8 protein-coding genes are annotated in these 19266 nt (G+C 40.3%); all 8 read left to right on the top strand.

The genetic code is table 11. The annotated features are described in order from the left end of the window. Positions 1-5: 5 nt before the first annotated feature. The 8 genes from FTT98_RS01690 (at position 6) to FTT98_RS01725 (ending at position 19241) form a co-directional block, all read left to right on the top strand. Positions 6-1196: a hypothetical protein gene (locus FTT98_RS01690; RefSeq protein ID WP_180176910.1), complete on the top strand. Its 1191-nt coding sequence runs from the start codon at positions 6-8 to the stop codon at positions 1194-1196. A 27-nt stretch (positions 1197-1223) separates the two neighbouring features. Next, positions 1224-1808, top strand: a complete 585-nt coding sequence (locus tag FTT98_RS01695) for a hypothetical protein (RefSeq protein ID WP_180176911.1) — start codon at positions 1224-1226, stop codon at positions 1806-1808. A 49-nt stretch (positions 1809-1857) separates the two neighbouring features. Next, positions 1858-3018, top strand: a complete 1161-nt coding sequence (locus tag FTT98_RS01700) for a hypothetical protein (RefSeq protein WP_180176912.1) — start codon at positions 1858-1860, stop codon at positions 3016-3018. Beyond that, positions 3018-4928 (top strand): hypothetical protein, encoded by a 1911-nt coding sequence (locus tag FTT98_RS01705; protein ID WP_180176913.1) that lies wholly within the window; start codon positions 3018-3020, stop codon positions 4926-4928. The genes FTT98_RS01700 and FTT98_RS01705 overlap by 1 nt, the downstream gene beginning before the upstream one ends. A gap of 69 nt (positions 4929-4997) precedes the next feature. After that, positions 4998-6926: a hypothetical protein gene (locus FTT98_RS01710; protein ID WP_180176914.1), complete on the top strand. Its 1929-nt coding sequence runs from the start codon at positions 4998-5000 to the stop codon at positions 6924-6926. Between the two features lie 225 nt (positions 6927-7151). Beyond that, on the top strand, positions 7152-7616 hold the full coding sequence (locus tag FTT98_RS01715) for a hypothetical protein (RefSeq protein WP_180176915.1): 465 nt from the start codon (positions 7152-7154) through the stop codon (positions 7614-7616). Continuing rightward, positions 7613-8674 carry a serine/threonine-protein kinase gene (locus FTT98_RS01720; RefSeq protein ID WP_180176916.1) on the top strand — a complete coding sequence of 354 codons (1062 nt, stop codon included), beginning with the start codon at positions 7613-7615 and terminating at the stop codon, positions 8672-8674. The genes FTT98_RS01715 and FTT98_RS01720 overlap by 4 nt, the downstream gene beginning before the upstream one ends. Positions 8675-8951: 277 nt before the next feature. Then, complete coding sequence (locus FTT98_RS01725) at positions 8952-19241, top strand: PLxRFG domain-containing protein (RefSeq protein ID WP_180176917.1); 10290 nt, start codon at positions 8952-8954, stop codon at positions 19239-19241. Positions 19242-19266: the final 25 nt, after the last annotated feature.

Raw genomic sequence — 19266 nt, forward strand, 5'->3', positions numbered from 1 at the left:
GCCTTATGCCAGTCAAAAAAATACCAGTATTCCTTGGAATCAATAACGTCAAGGAAGATGCTGCACTTGAAATCAAGGGTGATTCACCTGGCATGTTTTTACGCGATGCGGTGAATATCAACTTTAGTGATACTGGTCGGGCAGAACTGGCCAAAACTATGCAGCTGCAAAGCAGCAAGGCTATCCGCGATTTATGGCAATCACCTTTACACAAGGAGTGTTTTGCGGCTCTGGATAATCAGTGGGTTAAGGTTAATCCTGATACCTGGGAAACACAGCCATTAACTGAATGTGGTCAAGGTCCCTTGTTTCATATTGTTTTGAATAACCTGGTATGTATGGCCTGTGATAATGGCCTTTTCACCTACGATGGCCAAACTGCTAAACGATTGATCATTGATACACCAGCCAAACCACAAGCCAATGTAAAATATAACTATAGCCTAGATCATGGGGATTATAGTTTTGCGATTTCATGGGTGGCCAATGGGCTTGAATCCGCCTTATCAGAAATTGAAAAAGTGAAGCTGCTAGATAAAAGTGGTGTGCAACTGCAATTACCAATGTGTCTGGACAGTAATGTGACGCATGTGCGGATCTATATGACTGATCCTGGTGGTGGCGAATTGCGTCAGGTGTTTGAATTGCCGATTGACACCATGAGTGTTGATATTCCGGCTTTACCTGAGTTGGGCCGGGCTGCGACTTTTCAGCACTTATCCCCGATGAAAAGCGGTGATTTCCTACGTTTATGGCGTGGTCGTTTATGGGTGGCCAGATCCAATGTGCTGTATTTTTCCGAAGCCATGACTTACCACTTAACAGACGATAGATATAACTTTATCCAGTTTCCGCAGCGAATCCGTTTTATTGAACCTGTAGATGGTGGTATATGGGTGGGTCAGGCTGACCATGTAGTTTTCTTGCGTGGTCAGGACGTGCGCAACATGGCGATAGAGCAAAAGGCGTCACGTGCACCAGTCTATGCAAGCAGTGCCTTGCTGCATAGTGATATGGTTAAGTCACTTTCTCAGGGTGGTACATGGTGCGCAGTGTGGCTGGCTGAGAATGGTTTTGTAGTAGGTACCTCAGAAGGACAGTTGGTGGAAATACAATCTGATGCGATCTATGGAATTACTGCAAATTCTTGTAGGCTTGTAGGGTTTGATAACCGATTAGTGGCAGTTGTAAATTAGGTTTTATTTACAATACAGGCCATAGCTATGGATGTAAAACTACAGCGCGTTTTAATGAAAGACGCACTCAATGAGAATTTTGACGAAACTAAAGAAGGTATTTTCTTCCCGAAGCATGGCTTTATGCTTTCAGGTGAATACATGGATCGGGTCAATGGTGGCGAAGCGACCTTTACAAAAAACCTGATTCCCAAAGAAGCCTTAATCCATGTGTTAAACGTGGCCATTGGCTCTAAAGCAAAACCGGCAGGTTCATATCTGGCATTGTTTAACGGTGCTACTGCGCCGGCAGACAACTGGACAGCTGCTAACTTTGCTGCAACAGCCGGTGAAATCGTTTCACTGACTGAGGGCTATACCAATGCAACACGCCCTCAATTCATTCCTTCAGATTCTACCGATCAAAAATATATCGATAACTTTGGCAGTGTGGCCAGTGTGACTATTGCAACAACTTCACAGGTCAATGTCACTGGTGTGGCTTTACTGACTAATAACCAGCGTGGTGGCACAACCGGTGTGCTTCTTTCAGCCACCAAGTACCCGGCAGCGCGTGTATTCCAGAACGGTGATGTGTTTGAAATCGGTTATCGCATTACTGCAACCTCTTAAAACTTAAAGCACTGGTGAGTTGTCATCAGTGCTTTTTATGGAGCACAGCATGGCGATATATCGTGACGATGCACTTGAAGGCATGGTCTTCTCAGATAGTACTTGGCTGCGGTTAAGGGTTATCGCAGAGGATCGAATTGTTTTTTCAGATTCTAATCTTTCCAGGATCAAGGCTCATTTTGAAGATTCCTTTAGTCTGGCTGATGAAATCACGCAGACCGGTGCCATCTCCACCGCTGTAGATGGGTTTAGCCTATTCGATCAGATCACCGGACAACGTATTGCACGTGGCCTGGTATCCGATCAAGTGAAGCTATTTGATGCAGCCTATCGTTTTACAGCTGAAAATATTGAAGATCAGTTCACCCTAGATGATTTCACCCTGTCCACAACACTGGCATTGAGTACCGATTCCATTCACTTTGTGGAGTCTATTTCTGGTCAGCGATATTCAAGAATCCTGAGCAATGATCAATTTAAACTGACAGATCTGGCAAATACAGTCGCATCTGAGCAGGTCGTTGATAGCATTCTTTTAAGTAACTTCACTCAAGACAAGCTACGTGCTCAAAGTTATTTAATCGATTCGATTAGCTTTGGTGATCAGGATCTATCGAGTGTACATCTGCACAGTCATGCTCTCGATAGCTTACAACTTGGCGACAGCACACAATCCAAACTGACTGGTCGGACAAATAGCAATGATTACTTCTCTATTTATGATGAATTGAAAGACAGTAAAGCATATGGCCAAGCATGGACAGCTAATACAGATACTTGGGCCATGAGCCGCTACATGCCATTTTCTTTTGATGGCTTGACTGTCATTAACGACAAGCTATATGGATGGAATGACAAAGGTGTGTTCTTGATGGGCAAGCCTGATCATTTAATTCATGGCTTAATCGAAACTGGCAAGTTAGATTTCGGTGATAGTCTAGTACATCCTACAGCAGCTTATCTTGAATATGAAATGAGTGGTCAGGACAAGCAGTTGAGTATTGCTGTTACTTCTACCCAAAGCGGAAAACCTACAACCTATACCTATATGCTGCCAAATGAGGAAGCCGATCACTTGACCAATGGTCGTGTGTTGTTTGGTCGTGGGCTGCGAGGTCGTCATTTTTCTTTTGCTATTTCTATTGCTGCAACTTCTGCGCAGATTAATGCCCTATCCATGGACTTCACCAAAACGACTAGGAGAATATAATGATTATCTATTCAAGAGTTGAGCCGGATGGGGTGATGGATGCAGCCATTACCACTGTAATGGATCAGATGGATAAGTTGGACAGTGTGGCCGGACGCTATCGCAATGAACTTTCACAATCCCTAGCAGGGATCAAAGAAGTTACTGTTACTCAGGTAGATCCACCGACACGAATGTCAGTACCAGAAACACCGGTACCATCAATTGATTTGTCTGGAGCACCGACTTTTCAGGCTGTGCAATTTGATAAGCCTAATCTGCCAGAATTTCAAAGCATTGAAAACTTACTCAGTGAATTAAGTTTAGATGACTTGCAAATGCCAGATGCGCCAGTCATGCCAACAATGGAATTGCCAAGTGCGCCAGGTATGGCTGCAATTCAGATACCTGTTCGTCCTCAGATAGACACGGATATTCAACTACCAGAATCACCAACCTTAGAGCTCCCACAAATGGATGATCTCAAGGAAATTGATATTCCAGTCTTTGAATTTCCTGAATTACCAGACTTTAACGGTGAGCCACCAAGCATTAGTGATGTTACGGTACCAAAAGTATTTATCGAATGGGGTGAGCCGGAATATAAATCCGAATTACTGGATGAATTAGCGAAATATATTAAGGATGGAATTACTGAAGGCGGTATCGGTTTACCTGCTCCAATAGAAGAAGCCTTATTTAATCGTGCACGTTCACGTGAGAGTAAAGAAACTTCACGTGCAGTTCAGGAAGCCGTCAACGACTGGTCTACACGTAATTTTTCTATGCCGCCTGGTATGTTAGTCAAGCAGGTCGCAACAATTCGGGAGCAGGGACAGTTAAGAGCGAGTGAATTAAACCGCGATATTCTGATTGAAGCCTCAAAAATGGAAATCGATCAGCTGCGCTTCTTGGTACAGCAAGGCATGTCACTGGAGCAGCTGACCACCAATATTTTCAACAACGTCACCAATCGGCTATTTGAGATTGCGCGGTATAACGCTGAAAGCCAAATCAATGTATTCAATGCACAGATTACTTTCTTTAATGCACAGAATGAAGCATTCAGCGTATTGTCTGGCGTGTATAAAACCAAGCTAGATGGCGCATTAGCCAAACTGAGCGCATATAAAACTGCAGTCGATGCACAGGTAGCGATTGGTCAGGTTAATGAGCAGTACGTCCAGGTCTACAAGGCCAAGATGGATGCGGTATTGTCCAACGTAGAAGTGTATAAGGCATTGGTACAAGGCGCATCGGTACGTGCTGACGTGATCAAAAATCAGTTTGATTCCTATCGTGCCGATGTTCAGGCTTATAGCGAACAGATCAATGCCGAAAAGGTCAAGGTCGAAGCCTATGAAGCACAGATCCGGGGTGAATCAACCAAGGCTACTTTATTTGATACCCAAGCACGTGCTTATGCGTCCACGATTCAGGGTGTACAGGCAAAAGCCGATGTAAAAGGCAAACAGATCCAATTAAAAATGGAAGCGGCTCGGGTCTGGATTGGTAAGTATCAGGCAGATCTGGAAGCATACAAGGCAGAACTGCAGGCAAACTTGTCAGAAGTACAGCAAAATACCGCAGCCTTTAGCGCGGAAGTCGAAGCATGGCGAGCATCAGCCGGCATGGAAGTCAGTCATGCTGAAATGCAATCACGTTATGCTGACATGAATACTCGGACCAATATTGCTTATGCCGAAATGCAGCTTAAGGAATATGAAGCCAAAATGCAGAAGGCGATCCAGGAAGCCAATATTGCACTGGAATCTGCTAAAGCTATGGGGCAATACACGGCACAACTGGCAGCCGGTGCCATGAGTGCAGCGCATGTATCAGCCAGTATTAGTGGTAGTGGTTCAGCGAGTACATCCAGCTCACGTAGTAAAAGCGAGAGTTTCAGTGAAAGCCACAACTATAGCTACTAACCCTGTAAGGCTAACGCTTACAGCCTGTATTGATTAAATATACATGATATTTATATTGGAATAAGTGTCATGTACGGCTTAAAAAAACGTTCAAAGCAAGATGAAAATGGACTAATTCAAGGTGCAGGTACTGGCACTTCTGATGATATTAAAAAAAATGTTCCAGCAGGTAGCTATATTATGCCTGCTGATTCTACTCAGCAGATTGGTACCAATAATTTAAAAAATATGGGGAGCCCCACGCCAGTTAATCTCAGTAACGGTGAGTTCCAACTCTCGCCTGACCAAGTTCATTCGGTTGGTGTGCAAACACTTGATGCCATGAAAAATCAAACACATGTACCTGTTGATCAACCTCAATTGGGTTTCAAGCCTGGTCAAAATAAACCTGAGTTATTTTTTGCAAATGGTGGACTGGTACCAAGTGCCTACCCAAGTGCAGATGATATTCGTCGTGCACAACAAAATAGAATTGGTGGACCACAAATGCGTGATGTATCTGGTATCACTCGTGATGTGAGCAGACCTTTACCAAGCACAACAGTAAATACATCTTCAACAGCCAGCTCAACATCAGCAAGTCCAAGTAATCCAGCACCAACACAAGGAGGTGGTTTTGGGGCAGGCGTAAGAAATTTCGTTAATAACAGTAAACTTGTAAAAGGCACTGGATATTTAGGAGCGGCATCGGCCTTATTTGCAAATGCTGCCACACCAAGTGAAGACTATCGGGAACGTTTTGGTTTTGGTGATCAGTCACCTGAAGATTTTGGTACTGTAAAAGGGTTTGCTAAAGACTTCGGTATCAGAGGATTAGGTTATGCGTCAGACTTGGGCAATGCTTTAACCTTTGGACAAGCTGGACGCTTTTATGCTGATAAACAACGTATTGCAAGTGAAGCAAAAGCAGCTCAACCTGAATTTAATACTAAACAGAATAATCCAAATGCTGTTGTAAACAATCCATTTGGTAATAATAAAGCACCACCTACCACACAAACACAGCCTGAAGCCCAGACTCAATCAAACTCTGTACAAAATTCTGATCCTTATGCTATTCAGCAAAAAGGAAACAGCTTTAGCTATGCTAATCCTAGTGCAGCAGCTCAAGCACGAGCAGATGGTATTAGAGAAGGCGAAGGACTAGGATTCAAAGTAAGACCAGTGAATGACCCTCGTGGGGTAGCAAATTTATTTGCTAATACTCAAGAAATGGGACCGACTGAACAACAGATTCAAAATGCAATTGCTCAACGTGAAATGAATTTAGGCTTGGGTATGCGAGGTTATGGTAATAATCCTGTACAAGCACCTCAACGTAATGATGCACAGGAAGCTGAACGTCAAGCTGTAATTCGTGCAGCAAGTACACCGATTGCAGGGGCAAGAGGATTAACTGCTAATCAAGTCCGTACTTTGTCTGATTTACAGCAAGGTGAGGATAATCGTGCAAATCAACGTTATACCACTGATGCAAACAATGTTGCTGCTTTACAGCGTGAAGCCATGGGGCAAGCTGGACAGAACTATCGTACAGAACTAGGTGAGCAAGGTACAAATAACCGATTTAATGCAAATTTAGGATTTGATGCACAAAAATTCCAAGCAACCAATGATTTAGCGAATCGAGAATTTAATCTTAATGCCACTGAAAAAGGTTTTGGCATTCGTAATTCAGCACGATTAGAGAAATTGTACGAGCAATATGATTCTGCGAAATCGGATGAAGATCGTAAATCCATTCAAGAAAAAATTAATCGTTATGCAGGTAATAAAGCAGATACTGGTAAAGACCGTTATATGACTGTGGGTGGTGGTCAGCAGTGGGATGACAAAGCTGAAGGGACACTTACTCAACCGCAACGTCTGTTTGATACTCAGACACGGCAATTTGTTGATACGCCACAGGGGACTCCTCCACAACGAGCGGTGGGTACAATTTCAAAGGTAGGTGATAAGACTGCTGTTTGGGATGGCGAAAATTGGGTTCAGCAATAGAAATGACTGTGTTGAGTATGAATTGCTCAACTAACAGCCGATAGGATATCTTGTATTTTCTACCCTCTAAAATAAAGTTCCTGCGAAATATCAGTAAGCAACTAGAGTTAGTTCAATATTGAACATCACCCAAAATCAGATTGCTAATGTTTTTTTGGGTGATATTATGTGAAAAATTACGAAGTTAACGTAATACTTTATAAGTTATAGGATTTAAAAATTCGTATGAATTCTCTAGGCATTAGGGTTGAACCCAAAAAAGTTACTTTTGTAGTTATTGATTATACAGATAGTGAGGCTGATATACTTAACGTCGAAACTATAAAGATACCATTAGCTTTAGACTTTCCAGCTAAATTAAAATATGTCCGAAATACCGTGCTTGATATTATTCGAGAATATGATATTCAAGTTGCAGGTATAAGAATTGCTGAAACAGTCTCTGAAAACGTAAACATTAATCGGCTACATATTGAGGGTGTTATTCAAGAAGCATTTTCTAGTAGTAGTGTTAATAGTTATTTTACAGGTCAACTAATGTCAATTTCAAAAAAACTTGATATTAATAAAGAACTTTATAGAGACTTATTAAAAAGTAAATCTCAATATGCGAAAATTAACAGATGGGCTTTATGTACCAATTCTGAAAGTAAAGAAGCTGCATTAGTAGGCTATGGAGCAGCACTATGATGTATCCATGTCAAAAAGCAATAGTATCATTTCAAAAAACTAGAGAAATTGGTGCTGAAGGTAAGAATTCAAAAGTTTATTTAGCCCATGATAAAAATATTGATGGGGAAGTGGTAATTAAAGAAATTGAATATCGAAAAGATGATGAGACAATTGTAGACCTAAACGATTTTTATGATGAGGCAAGAAAATTATTTAAAAGCTCTCATCCAAATGTTGTACAGCTTTATTATGCTTGTGAAGATGATAGAAATATCTATATAGCAATGCCATTTTATAAAAATGGGACTATTAAAAGTCTATTAGCTAAAAAACAATTAACTGCTAGGGAAGTGATTAAATATGCGGTTGAGTTTCTAAGTGGTTTGCATAATATACATTCGAAGGGATTAATTCATTTTGATATTAAACCAGATAATATAATGCTTTCAGATAGAAATGAAGCAATGGTATCTGATTTTGGACTGACACAGTTAGTAAATGATGATGGAGTTGCATGGGTCTCATCAGTTTATACAAGAATTATTCCACCTGAGTTTATAGATGGGTATTCTAAAGGAGATTTAAGCTTTGATAGAACTTTTGATATTTATCAAGTAGGGGTATCGCTTTATAGAATGTGTTGTGGGGATGCGGAGTTTTATAAACAATGGGATATGTTGGGTTCACAAGAAAATTTCATAAATTCCTTAAAAAAAGGAACATTTCCTGACAGAACAAAATATCCTCCCCACATTCCAGATAAGTTAAGAAAAGTTATTAATAAGTGTATGCATGTAGATAAAACTAAAAGATTTCAATCTGCTTTAGATGTTATCAATGCTATCGCGGATATCGACTCTAACCTCTTGGATTGGGAATATACAATTGGTAGTGATGATATAAAAAGATGGAAAAAAACAGATAAAAAGGGTAATTTATATGTATTAGAAGTTAGTATTGATGGCAAATCTACAGCCATGAAAACAACTACTAATTCAAGTAAGAGAATCACTGATTACTGTATTGAAAATATAAGTGATGAAGATATCGTTTCATTCTTAGATGGGATTGATTGATCATGAAGAATTTAAGTCGTGTGCAGAAGGAGGTTGAAATGTTTAGTAGAAACAAGTTATTACCTCCTTTAAAGGTTGAGGATAGTGTTAAAGAAAAACCAAATAAGTCTTCCAAGAGTTGCCATGACTTGACAAATATAGATCTTTATAATGGTGATTATATACAGTTAAAAGACTAAATTCTAAAGCCACTTTCGGGTGGTTTTTTTATCCCCTGTAAGGTTCGACCAAATTCTAAATAAAAACCATGATAGACGCATAAAATTAGGAGTGCGTCATGTCAGATCAAAACCAAATCGATTGGGAAAAAGGAACTATTCAAGAACCAAATCAAATAGATTGGGATAATGGTCAAATTTCACAACCTAAAGAAAAGAAAGATAAAGGTTTTCTTGGTCAAGCAAAAGATCATGCAGTTTCCTTTCTTGGCAAGGGTACGGTAGCCGTAGGTGAGGTAGCAGTCGGTCTAAGTGACATGATGTCCGATGGTGCTACAGGTAAAATACTTTCCGAAAAACTTGGTTACGACCCAAAAGCTGCCAAAAATGTAATGACAGGTTGGCAGTCTGAGCAATACCAACAACAATTAAAAGATTCTGCAAATATTGGCAATCGAAAAATTGAGGAAGGTGACGACTTCGCAACAAAGGTTGGTAAAAAATTCGACAATGCTGTTGATATAACAAAAAATGCCATCAACAACCCATCACTTATCACAAATACTGTTGCTGAATCTCTCCCTTCAATGCTACTGGGTGGTGTATTAGGTCGTGCTTCTGGTATAGCCAATCCAGTTGTAGCTGGTGCTGTTGGTGAAGGTGCAGTTATGGCAGGTAGCCAAGCTGAACAAATTCGCCAAGAAACCGTAGATGGACGCTTAACCGCAGATCAATCTTTAGCAGGTGCGGCTACTGGTGCCCTTGGTGGCTTGTTTGGCTATGCTGGTGGTCGTCTTGCTCAGAAAATGGGCTTATCAGATGTTGATACAGCCATGCAAACAGGGCGCTTAACCACGCAACAAGTGGGTGAGGAAATCGCTAAGACACCGATGAGTGCAATTCCAACTGCTGTGATCAAAGGTGCAATTTCAGAAGGCTTTTTAGAAGAATTACCTCAATCCGTTTCAGAGCAAATTTTACAGAACTTGGCATTAGATAAGCCTTGGCATGATGGTGTTGAAAATGCAGCAGTCATGGGTACTTTGGCTGGTATGGCAATGGGCGGTACAGTCAGTGGTGCGGGTAAAACTGGTGATTGGTTGGAATCTTCTGCACAGCAACGAGCGATAGAAAAGAATTGGACACAATCCGAAGCTGAATATCAAAAAAACTCATTAGATGAGTATCGTTTACGGTCGCATCAGGAACAAGAAAAAGTCTGGAATGCACAAGATTATGAAAAATTATTGGCTGATTTATCACATTATATCAATAATAAAAATGGACGATTCCTTAATCAACCGACAGAAGAAATGGGGAATCTAGGTAATCAGATTGGTACGGGTGTTAATCCTAATTTACTTGGATTTAATCCAAATAATGATCCTGATGCACCAATTACTCCTAATTCACCAGACACACCTAAGCCAAATGATAATTCACCAAGTGGCAACTATTTAGATACTCCAAAACCGCAATTACCATCTGAACGCATGGGCATTGACCCTAATACTGGCCCTATGTCATCTGCAGCGGCTTTGGCTGTAGATAGTGGAGTGACATCAACAGGATTATTAACTTACTCAGCTGAGCAGGAAGATGGTCAGCAATTAAGTTCTGTACCTACAGATTACCGTACTTTTTTGGGTGAAAGCCAACAGGCTGCGACGCAACCTGAGTTATTGAGTTCTTTACAATCTCAGGGAAATAGCAACAGTGGTGCAGTTAGCAATAATACAAGTACAGCCACAGCATCTGATATTGAGACCGAAAAACTTGATTTAAATACACGTATTCAAGAGGCCCAACAAAAGTTTGATGCAGAAACAAGCGTGGCCCAAAAAGCCCAATTAAGACGTGAACTTAACAGTCTGAATGGTAAGTTAAAACAGGTAGAAACCCAAAAATTAAATGAACAACACAAACAAAAAATAGATGTTGCAGCGAATGAAGCTGCAACTAGTTCTGGTAATAATTTACCAGCACCTACACAAGCACAAATTGAAGCAGGCAATTATAAAAAAGGCCACATTAAGGTTCATGGTTTAGATATTGCTATTGAAAGTCCGCGTGGCTCCACACGTAGTGGTAAAAACCCTGATGGTAGTGACTGGTCGCACACGATGAGTGACCATTATGGTTATATCAAAAAAACCAAAGGGGCAGACCAAGAACAGTTAGATGTGTATGTAGGCAAGAACCCTGAATCAGAACGTGTCTTTATCGTTGATCAATTAAATCAAGATAATGATCAATTTGATGAGCATAAAATTATGCTTGGGTATCAAAGCCTAGAAGAGGCTGAGCAAGCGTATAAATCTAACTTTGATCCAGGATGGAAAGTTGGTCCTATTCGTTCATTATCAAAAGATGAGTTTAAAAGCTGGTTGGATAATGATGATACCGTGCGTCCAGTCAGTGAAAAAGTTCAGCCTAAATCAGATCGTATTGCTGATAAAAAGGAAGTTGTGACTACAGCAACTGGACGTTCATTTGAGGTTCAGCATAAGTTAGTGGAAGCTGCTGATTTAATCACATCAAATAATCCTAATGGACAAATTAATCCTAATTATCCTCAAGAGTTACAACCAAGAGACCGTACTCGCGCTGCGTCACAAATGCAAATTACGGAAATTGCGAATCAGTTAAATCCATTATTGCTTGGTGAAAACCCGAATGCTTCTGATGGAGCACCAATTGTTTCAGTGGAAAACATTGTTGAAAGTGGTAATGGTCGTTCTATGGCGATTACTAAAGCATATATGGAAGGCAAGGCAGAGCATTATCGACAGTGGTTGAAAGAGCAGGGATATAACACTGATGGTATGACAGCGCCTGTATTAGTACGTGAACGTATTACACCAATGACTTCTGCAGAACGTATTGCTTATACAGGTGAGGCGAACCAACGCTCCACACTTGAGTTGAGCGATACTGAACAGGCGAAATCCGATGCTGCAAAATTAGGTTCTATTTTGCATCAGTTTTATGGTGGGGAAATTGACTCTGCACAGAATAGAAACTTTGTTAAATCCTATGTCAATGGAATTGCATCATCGAATGAGCGAGGTAGCTTATTAGGTGCAGATGGTGTTTTGACCCAAAAAGGTTTACGTCGTATTCAAGCATCCTTGGTTGCACGTGCCTATGGTGATCAAACTTTGATTTCTGATTTGTTTGAAAGTTCTGACAGTAATATTAAGGCGATTGGTGGTGCCTTAATGGATGTTTCAGGGTTCTGGGCAAATATGCTTGAAATGGTTGATCAGGGTGTCATTTCAAAAGATGTAGATATTACGGCCAACTTATTGGAAGCTGTAAATCTTATTAAAAAGGCACGTAGAGAAGGTCGATCTGTTTTTGATTTAATGAATCAAAGTGATATTTTTTCAGGTGAAATTGATCAAGTTACACAAGACTTTCTAAGAATCTTTTACTCAGGTGATAAACTGACTCGTGCAAGAAGCCGTGAGAAAGTTGCCACTGCACTTAAATACTATATTGATAATGCACTTTCCACTAAATCAGGTGTCAACTTGTTTGGTGAGAATGACCCTACTGGCGCAGAAATTTTAAGGACTACACATGAACAAGTCAGACGACAAGAAACCGAAAAGCAACAAGACATCTTCACTAGCCCGCAACCTAATGAACCAGACACTGGCACAGTTGGCGGTGGACGATCAGGACGAGGAGCTATTGCAGGAAGTGAAACAGCGCAAGAACAATCAGAGCCTACAAAAGCCTTAAAGAAGACAGCTCCAACATCTGAAAAAGAAACGATTCAAGATTTTGGTGAAAAAATTGGTGGTGCTCGTAAAGATACTTCAGTGAAGACTGGCCCCAAAACCTCTGGCACTACTACAAAGGACAATCGTCCAACTTGGGCCAAGCGATTTGAGATTACTGAAATTGCTGCCTCAAGTAATCCAAATGAAGTTGGTAAATGGATTATCACGGATACAAGAAAAAAGGATTGGAAGGGGAATGCCAAGCAACTAGGCAAACAATTTTTTGATTCCCAAAAAGATGCTGAACTTGCACTACCAATTCTAGCTGTAGCTCAAAAGCATCGTGTGTGGGCTGCTGGAAAAGATAGCTTTTCTATCTATCGTGAAATTAGTGATCGGAAGCGCGTTAAAGTTGTCGAACAAGAATTTCAAACACGTGAAGATGCTATGAAATATATGGCAATCCATGCGATTGAAATTCTAGAAACCAATACAACTTTTGGGGAAATTGATCTTCCTCGACCTGAAAATACGGTAAGAAAAGGACTAGATCGCCGTAAAGGTGATGCTAAAGATGCCGATTTTATTCGTGTGTTTGGTTTCCGTGGTGTTGAATTTGGGAACTGGAATAATCAGGCAGAACGCCAAGAGCTATTAAATGATGCCTTTGATGGTCTCATGGACTTGGCTGAGATTTTAAATATCCCACCTGCAGCAATTAGCTTAAATGGGGAACTCGCTTTAGCGTTTGGTGCTAGAGGGCAAGGATTAAGTGGTGCAAAAGCGCACTATGAACCTGAACGTGCTGTGATTAACTTGACCAAATTGAATGGCGCAGGTTCATTAGCTCATGAATGGTGGCATGCACTAGATCACTATTTTGGTCGACAAGATGGCAAAGCCCCATCTGAATGGGTAACGAATGCGGATGGCAGTCGATCATTAAAGATTGCAAAACACTTTGAAGATATGAGCGTCACTTCTGGATTCTCTTATAAATCAAATGTTCGTGAAGATGTGCAAGAAGCCTATAAACAATTGGTACAGACAATTTTTAGAAAATCTGAAAACTATATTGAAGATACTGTTAAGGTTGAAAGCTTCGTTAGTTCTGCGAGAAACAACTTAAAAGATCAATTAGATAAGTTACGTGCTGATCTTAATCGTGAGCTTGATCCTAAATATTACAAGCGCTTTAACAAAGCTGCCTCAGCTGAACAGCTGGCTGAGTTTGATACGGTTGCTGAGTTATTGCTTACAGGTACGGCACTTACTACGGAAATACGTCACAACAATAATAAGAATAGTCGAAATATATTTAGTGGTGCACGTTGGTCTAATGATGCCCTAGATAAATTAAGTGTGATTTATAAATCTGTCCGTGGTAGATCAGGGTTTAATGCTGAACAAAAGGGTGTACTAGACCGATTACGTCAATACATGAATACCTATGCCCAACGCCTCAAACTATTGGCAGAAGCTCAAAATGGTACAGAGAAAGCGAAAATGATACCAACGGATTTTGCTATGAACGCAAAAGAGTTAGATCAGGGACGCGGTACAGATTATTGGATTACTACTCCTGAAATGACAGCACGTGCATTCCAAGGGTATGTAGAAGATAAAATTTCTCAAAATAGTGGCTACAGTCCGTTTCTGAATTTTGGCCCTGAGAGTGCTGCGATTTTTACCCCATGGGGTTTTAAGCGACCATTTCCTACTGGTACAGAACGAAAAGCAATCAATGCAAAGTTTTCTGATTTGGTTGATACACTAAAAACAGAAGAAACAGAAACAGGGATTAAACTTTATAGTCGTGACAAATTAAAACCTGATAACGAGCGTAGAGGTGCTTCACCATTAGACACGACCTTTACTCCCTTATCCGTTGTCAGTGCTACTCGTAGAGTCCTTTCTATTCTTCAACATCTCAAAATGTCCGCTACACAAGATGCGTCTTCTAGGGGGCGTATCAATGTCAGTCTTAATAATAGGATCGGGGTCAACAAAGTCGGGAATGTGAATTCCAATGGGTTTAGTGTTCAGGTTATTTCTAGTTTTAGCGATCTTCCGAAAGTCATACAAAATGATGCAACCTACAAAGATGAAAATGGCAAAACCCAAAATTATGATGTAAGCGGTGTTTGGCATGATGGCACGCTCTATGTGGTTGCTGATCAGGTTTATGGGGATAGCAATAAACAGCTTACTACATTTGATGCTTATGAGGAATTATTAACCCATGAAATTGTTGGGCATTTTGGTGTTCAAAAGCTATTTGGAAATGAGTATAAGACCAAATTTCAACAACTATTTAATGCTCTGGGTAAGCTTGAGGGTATTCGTAAAATAGCAAAAGATAATGGCGTGGATATGCAGCAATTTGAAAGTGCATATATTGAACCATACACTCAAGGTGTTAAAGATGAAATTTATACCGAATCAGATGTTCAGCAAGCTTTGGTTTCTGAGCTATTTGCCTTTATCGCTCAAAATGCCAAGTCACGTCCTTTTGTGCGTCAAAAGCTAAAAGAAGTTATTGGATATATTCGTCAGTGGTTCCGTGATCGTGGCTTTGATAAATTCCTTTCACGTTACAATGATGCCGATTTGATGATGTTTTTGTCAGAAGCTCGTAAGGCTGTAGTTGATCGAAGCTATTTTGGTAAATATAAAAATCAAGAATTTTCATCTAAGAACAATTCTGATACTCCACTTTATAGCCGTCGCACTAAAAGTAATTCAGGTTCTACAACTCAACAAGTACGAGACGTGTTGATTGATCGTTTTGGTAAAGAGACCATTGATGAGCTTGAACGACAAGGTAAGCTTGAAATTATTCAGGATTATCAGGTCGAGGGTGTTGAGGGCTTCTATTACAACGGTAAAGCCGTACTCGTTGCATCGAATCTGACTGCTGAAAGCACAGTGCCAACATTCTTACATGAGTTGGGTGGTCATGCTGGTTTTCAAAATATGATGAACCAGAAACAATATAATGAATTGATGAATCAATTTAATAAATTGGTTGATCAGGGCAATCCTATTGCTATGGCTGCAAAGATGCTTGCAGAACGTGAACAAGGCTCTGAACGTCAGCAGCTTGAATATTTACCATATTTATTAACCCTTTCATCTACTATGCAACAACGTAATGTGATTCAACGGAATGCACTGCAAAAGTTGATTAACAATATTGTTTCGTATGTAAAAGCATGGGTATTTGATAATTTTGGTATCAATCTTAATTTGAATCCTGATGATATGCTTGCATTATCAGAGCGTATGATTGGGCAAATTAAACATCAATCATCATTGGATTTAATTCGTCAAAAATATCATGGTACAAATCAATGGATGACAGCACCAAACGGTGCAAAGACACATCTTTCAGAACAACAATGGTTACAAGTCCGGACACCAGAATTTAAGAAATGGTTTGGTGATTGGGAAAATGATGCAGCAAATGCTTCACAGGTATTAGATGAAAATGGGGAGCCTAAGGTTGTTTATCATGGTACCGCCACCGAGTTTAATGAATTTAAGCAGGGTCATGGCTTATTAGGGGATGGCATTTACTTAACTGATAGTTTTGATACAGCAGATGTATACGCCAATATCCGTGGGGAAAATGGCTTTGTACTTCCATTATTTGTAAACATTCGGAATGTGTTCAAAACTACAGGTAATGTTTCACGTGATGAATTTGTAGAAGCGACAACTTCTGGGAAATATCAGGGAATTGTTCATCAGTTTGAAAATCACGAATATATTGTTGCCTTAGAGCCTAATCAAGTAAAAATGGCTGAGGGGAATAAAGGCACATTTAATAGTGAAAGTTCAGATATTAGATTTAGTCGAAGTTCTAACTATGATGATATTACCAAACGTATCGCTAATGGGTTTAAAAATTTACCCAAAACAGGTGACTGGATTAATAAAAAAGGTGTCGATTGGTTGAAAATCGGATTAGGCTTATTGAGTCGTCGGCATTTAACGGAGGTTTACGGAAAACTACTTCCACCACTAAACAAATATAATGAACTAGCTGCTCAGATGGATGCTGATAAAAATGATATAGCTGCTAATGCAGATAATATTGTGCGTGAGTGGTCTAAATTAAAGGATGAAGAAGCTTTAGCAAATGTAATGCATGATGCAACTTTAGCTCAAATTGACCCTGCTAAACCATACCAACAGGGGGATAACAAAGTTAAATATCAGCAATTGATTCATGCCTATAATAATTTATCTCCTGAAGCTCAAGCAATGTATAAAAAAGCCAGGAATGCCTATAGTGGGCATTATGCCAAAGTTCGTGAAGCGATTAGAGAACGCATTTTGCGATCAGCTTTAAGCAGCCAGAAAAAAGCTGATTTGCTAAAAAATATCGAGGGTTCTTTTGGTCAAATTAAAGGTGTCTATTTTCCTTTAGCTCGTTTTGGTAAATACGTGGTGGTACTGCGAAACCAAAATGGTGAGGCTGAGGTTGTTAGTCGTGCTGAAACTAAAAATGAAGCTGAATCGGTTCGTGCAGAGTTAATAAAAAAATATCCACAATATAAGGCTGATGACGTAAAAAAAGATGCGGAGTTCAATGCAAGTCGTGACAGCGTTGGTCGTGGATTCATGTCTGATCTTTTTGATGAAGTTGGAAACCTAGGTTTAGATAAAAACGCTCAAGCGGATTTTGAAGATACTTTAAGTCAACTATATCTATCATCTATGCCTGATTTATCCTGGGCAAAACATGGTATCCATCGAAAGGGTACTGCTGGATTCAGTCAGGATGCTCGTCGTGCATTTGCTCAACATATGTTTAGTGGTGCAAATTATTTAGGAAAATTGCGTTATGGGGATCAGTTAGCTCAACAAATTGATGATATGAAAAAGTATTCTAATGAGCAATTTAACAAGGGTATTGGCTATGACCAGAATTCTGCTAATGATGTTATTGATGAAATGGAGAAACGTCATGAAAATTTAATGAATCCTAAAGGGTCTCCAATATCAAGTTTTCTCACAAGTGTTGGTTTCATGTATTACATGGGTTTATCACCTGCAGCTGCCATCGTCAACTTATCTCAAACAGCATTGGTTGCTTACCCGATTATGGGGGCTAAATGGGGGTTTGATAAAGCAGGTAAAGAGTTACTGAAAGCATCAGGAGAGTTTGGTATAGGCTTAAAAGATGGTTATGAGAATCCTGATTTTTCAAGTGTAACTAATGCCATAAAAACAATAGGCAATGTCTATAATCCTAATATTGCCAATAGGCTACAAGGTGATGAGCTTAAAGCATATGAAGAAGCTGTAAAGCGTGGTGTGATTGATGTTACGCAGGCTCATGATTTAGCAGGTATTGCTCAAGGGGAAGACAGTAAAGTAATGTGGTATTTCCGACCTGCTATGCGTTTGGCAAGTGGCATGTTCCATCATGCGGAGCGATTTAACCGTGAGGTTACTTTTATTGCAGCTTATCGGTTGGCTCGTCAGCATGTTAATTTGGATGGCTCAAAGTCAACCCACAGCGAAGCTTTTGAACAAGCAATGGATGCGGTATATAGAGGGCATTTTGATTACTCAGCAGGGAACCGAGCACGTTTTATGCAGGGTAATGTTGCTAAAGTCCTTCTTTTATTTAAGCAGTATGCACAAAATATGCTGTATACCTTAGTTCGCAATGCCCATCAGTCAATATATGCGCTCGACCCGAATGAACAAAAAGAGGCTCGTCGTGCTTTGGCTGGTATTTTGGGTATGACGACTTTGGCAGCTGGTGCAATTGGATTACCAATTACAGGAATGCTTTTCACTGCCTCTATTTTAATCGCAAAGAAAAGTAAACTCGGTTCTGCTGCATTTTTTGCGGCTTGGGCTGTGGCGTTCTTTGGTGCTGCGGATGGCGACGAGGAAGACCCTTATGAGTTGGAAATTGTAATCCGAAACTGGTTGGCAGATATTCATCCTTTTTTTGCAGATTTGGTGTTTGGTGGTGTGCCTCGCGCATTAAGTCCAGTCGACTTGTCGGGTCGTGTCGGTTTAAACAATTTAATTATTCCTGATGTGCAAGAGGGTCTTGAGGGGGCGGATTGGGCAACCGCAATGCAATCTGCATTACTTGGACCAGTCGTAGGTATTAGCACAAGTACAGTAAAAGGCTTGCAACAAATTCAAGAAGGTGGTTACGGTCGTGGTATAGAGACTATGCTGCCGATTTTTCTTAAAAATGCGATGAAGTCTTACCGTTATGCTGATGAGGGGGTATTAACCAAAAATAAGGATGTGATTCATGATAAGGATGTCACAGGGGTTGAGTTATTTTCTCAAGCCATTGGTTTTTCACCGGCATCGGTAAGAACCTCATACGAGGGGCGGTCTGCGATTTTCCAATATAGAACTAAGCTGGAAGATCATCGACGTGAGTTGATGCGCAAGTGGGTGGTGGCTCGACAAGAAGATGACAGTGATGGCATGAATAAAGTATGGACTGAAATTTTGGAATTTAATGCAAAAACTGCCGAGAAAAATCCAAAGATGCGAATTAGTCGTATGAACCTTATGCAAAGCTATAAAGCTACTGAGCGTAAAGCAAAAGAAACTGGTGATGGAGGTGTATACCTTACTAAACGGCAGAAAGGTGCTGAGGAGCAAGGTGGGTTTGCGTTTAATCGTTAAAGGGAAAAGCCACCTTGCGGTGGCT

The organism is Acinetobacter sp. YH12039, assembly GCF_013420015.1.
GTDB classification, from domain to species: Bacteria; Pseudomonadota; Gammaproteobacteria; order Pseudomonadales; family Moraxellaceae; genus Acinetobacter; species Acinetobacter amyesii.

Bases quoted from the DNA above. Each gene is read 5' to 3' on its own strand.
- FTT98_RS01710 (WP_180176914.1), top strand. From the start codon at position 4,998: ATGTACGGCTTAAAAAAACGTTCAAAGCAAGATGAAAATGGACTAATT.
- FTT98_RS01700 (WP_180176912.1), top strand. From the start codon at position 1,858: ATGGCGATATATCGTGACGATGCACTTGAAGGCATGGTCTTCTCAGAT.
- FTT98_RS01715 (WP_180176915.1), top strand. From the start codon at position 7,152: ATGAATTCTCTAGGCATTAGGGTTGAACCCAAAAAAGTTACTTTTGTA.
- FTT98_RS01705 (WP_180176913.1), top strand. From the start codon at position 3,018: ATGATTATCTATTCAAGAGTTGAGCCGGATGGGGTGATGGATGCAGCC.
- FTT98_RS01725 (WP_180176917.1), top strand. From the start codon at position 8,952: ATGTCAGATCAAAACCAAATCGATTGGGAAAAAGGAACTATTCAAGAA.
- FTT98_RS01690 (WP_180176910.1), top strand. From the start codon at position 6: ATGCCAGTCAAAAAAATACCAGTATTCCTTGGAATCAATAACGTCAAG.
- FTT98_RS01695 (WP_180176911.1), top strand. From the start codon at position 1,224: ATGGATGTAAAACTACAGCGCGTTTTAATGAAAGACGCACTCAATGAG.
- FTT98_RS01720 (WP_180176916.1), top strand. From the start codon at position 7,613: ATGATGTATCCATGTCAAAAAGCAATAGTATCATTTCAAAAAACTAGA.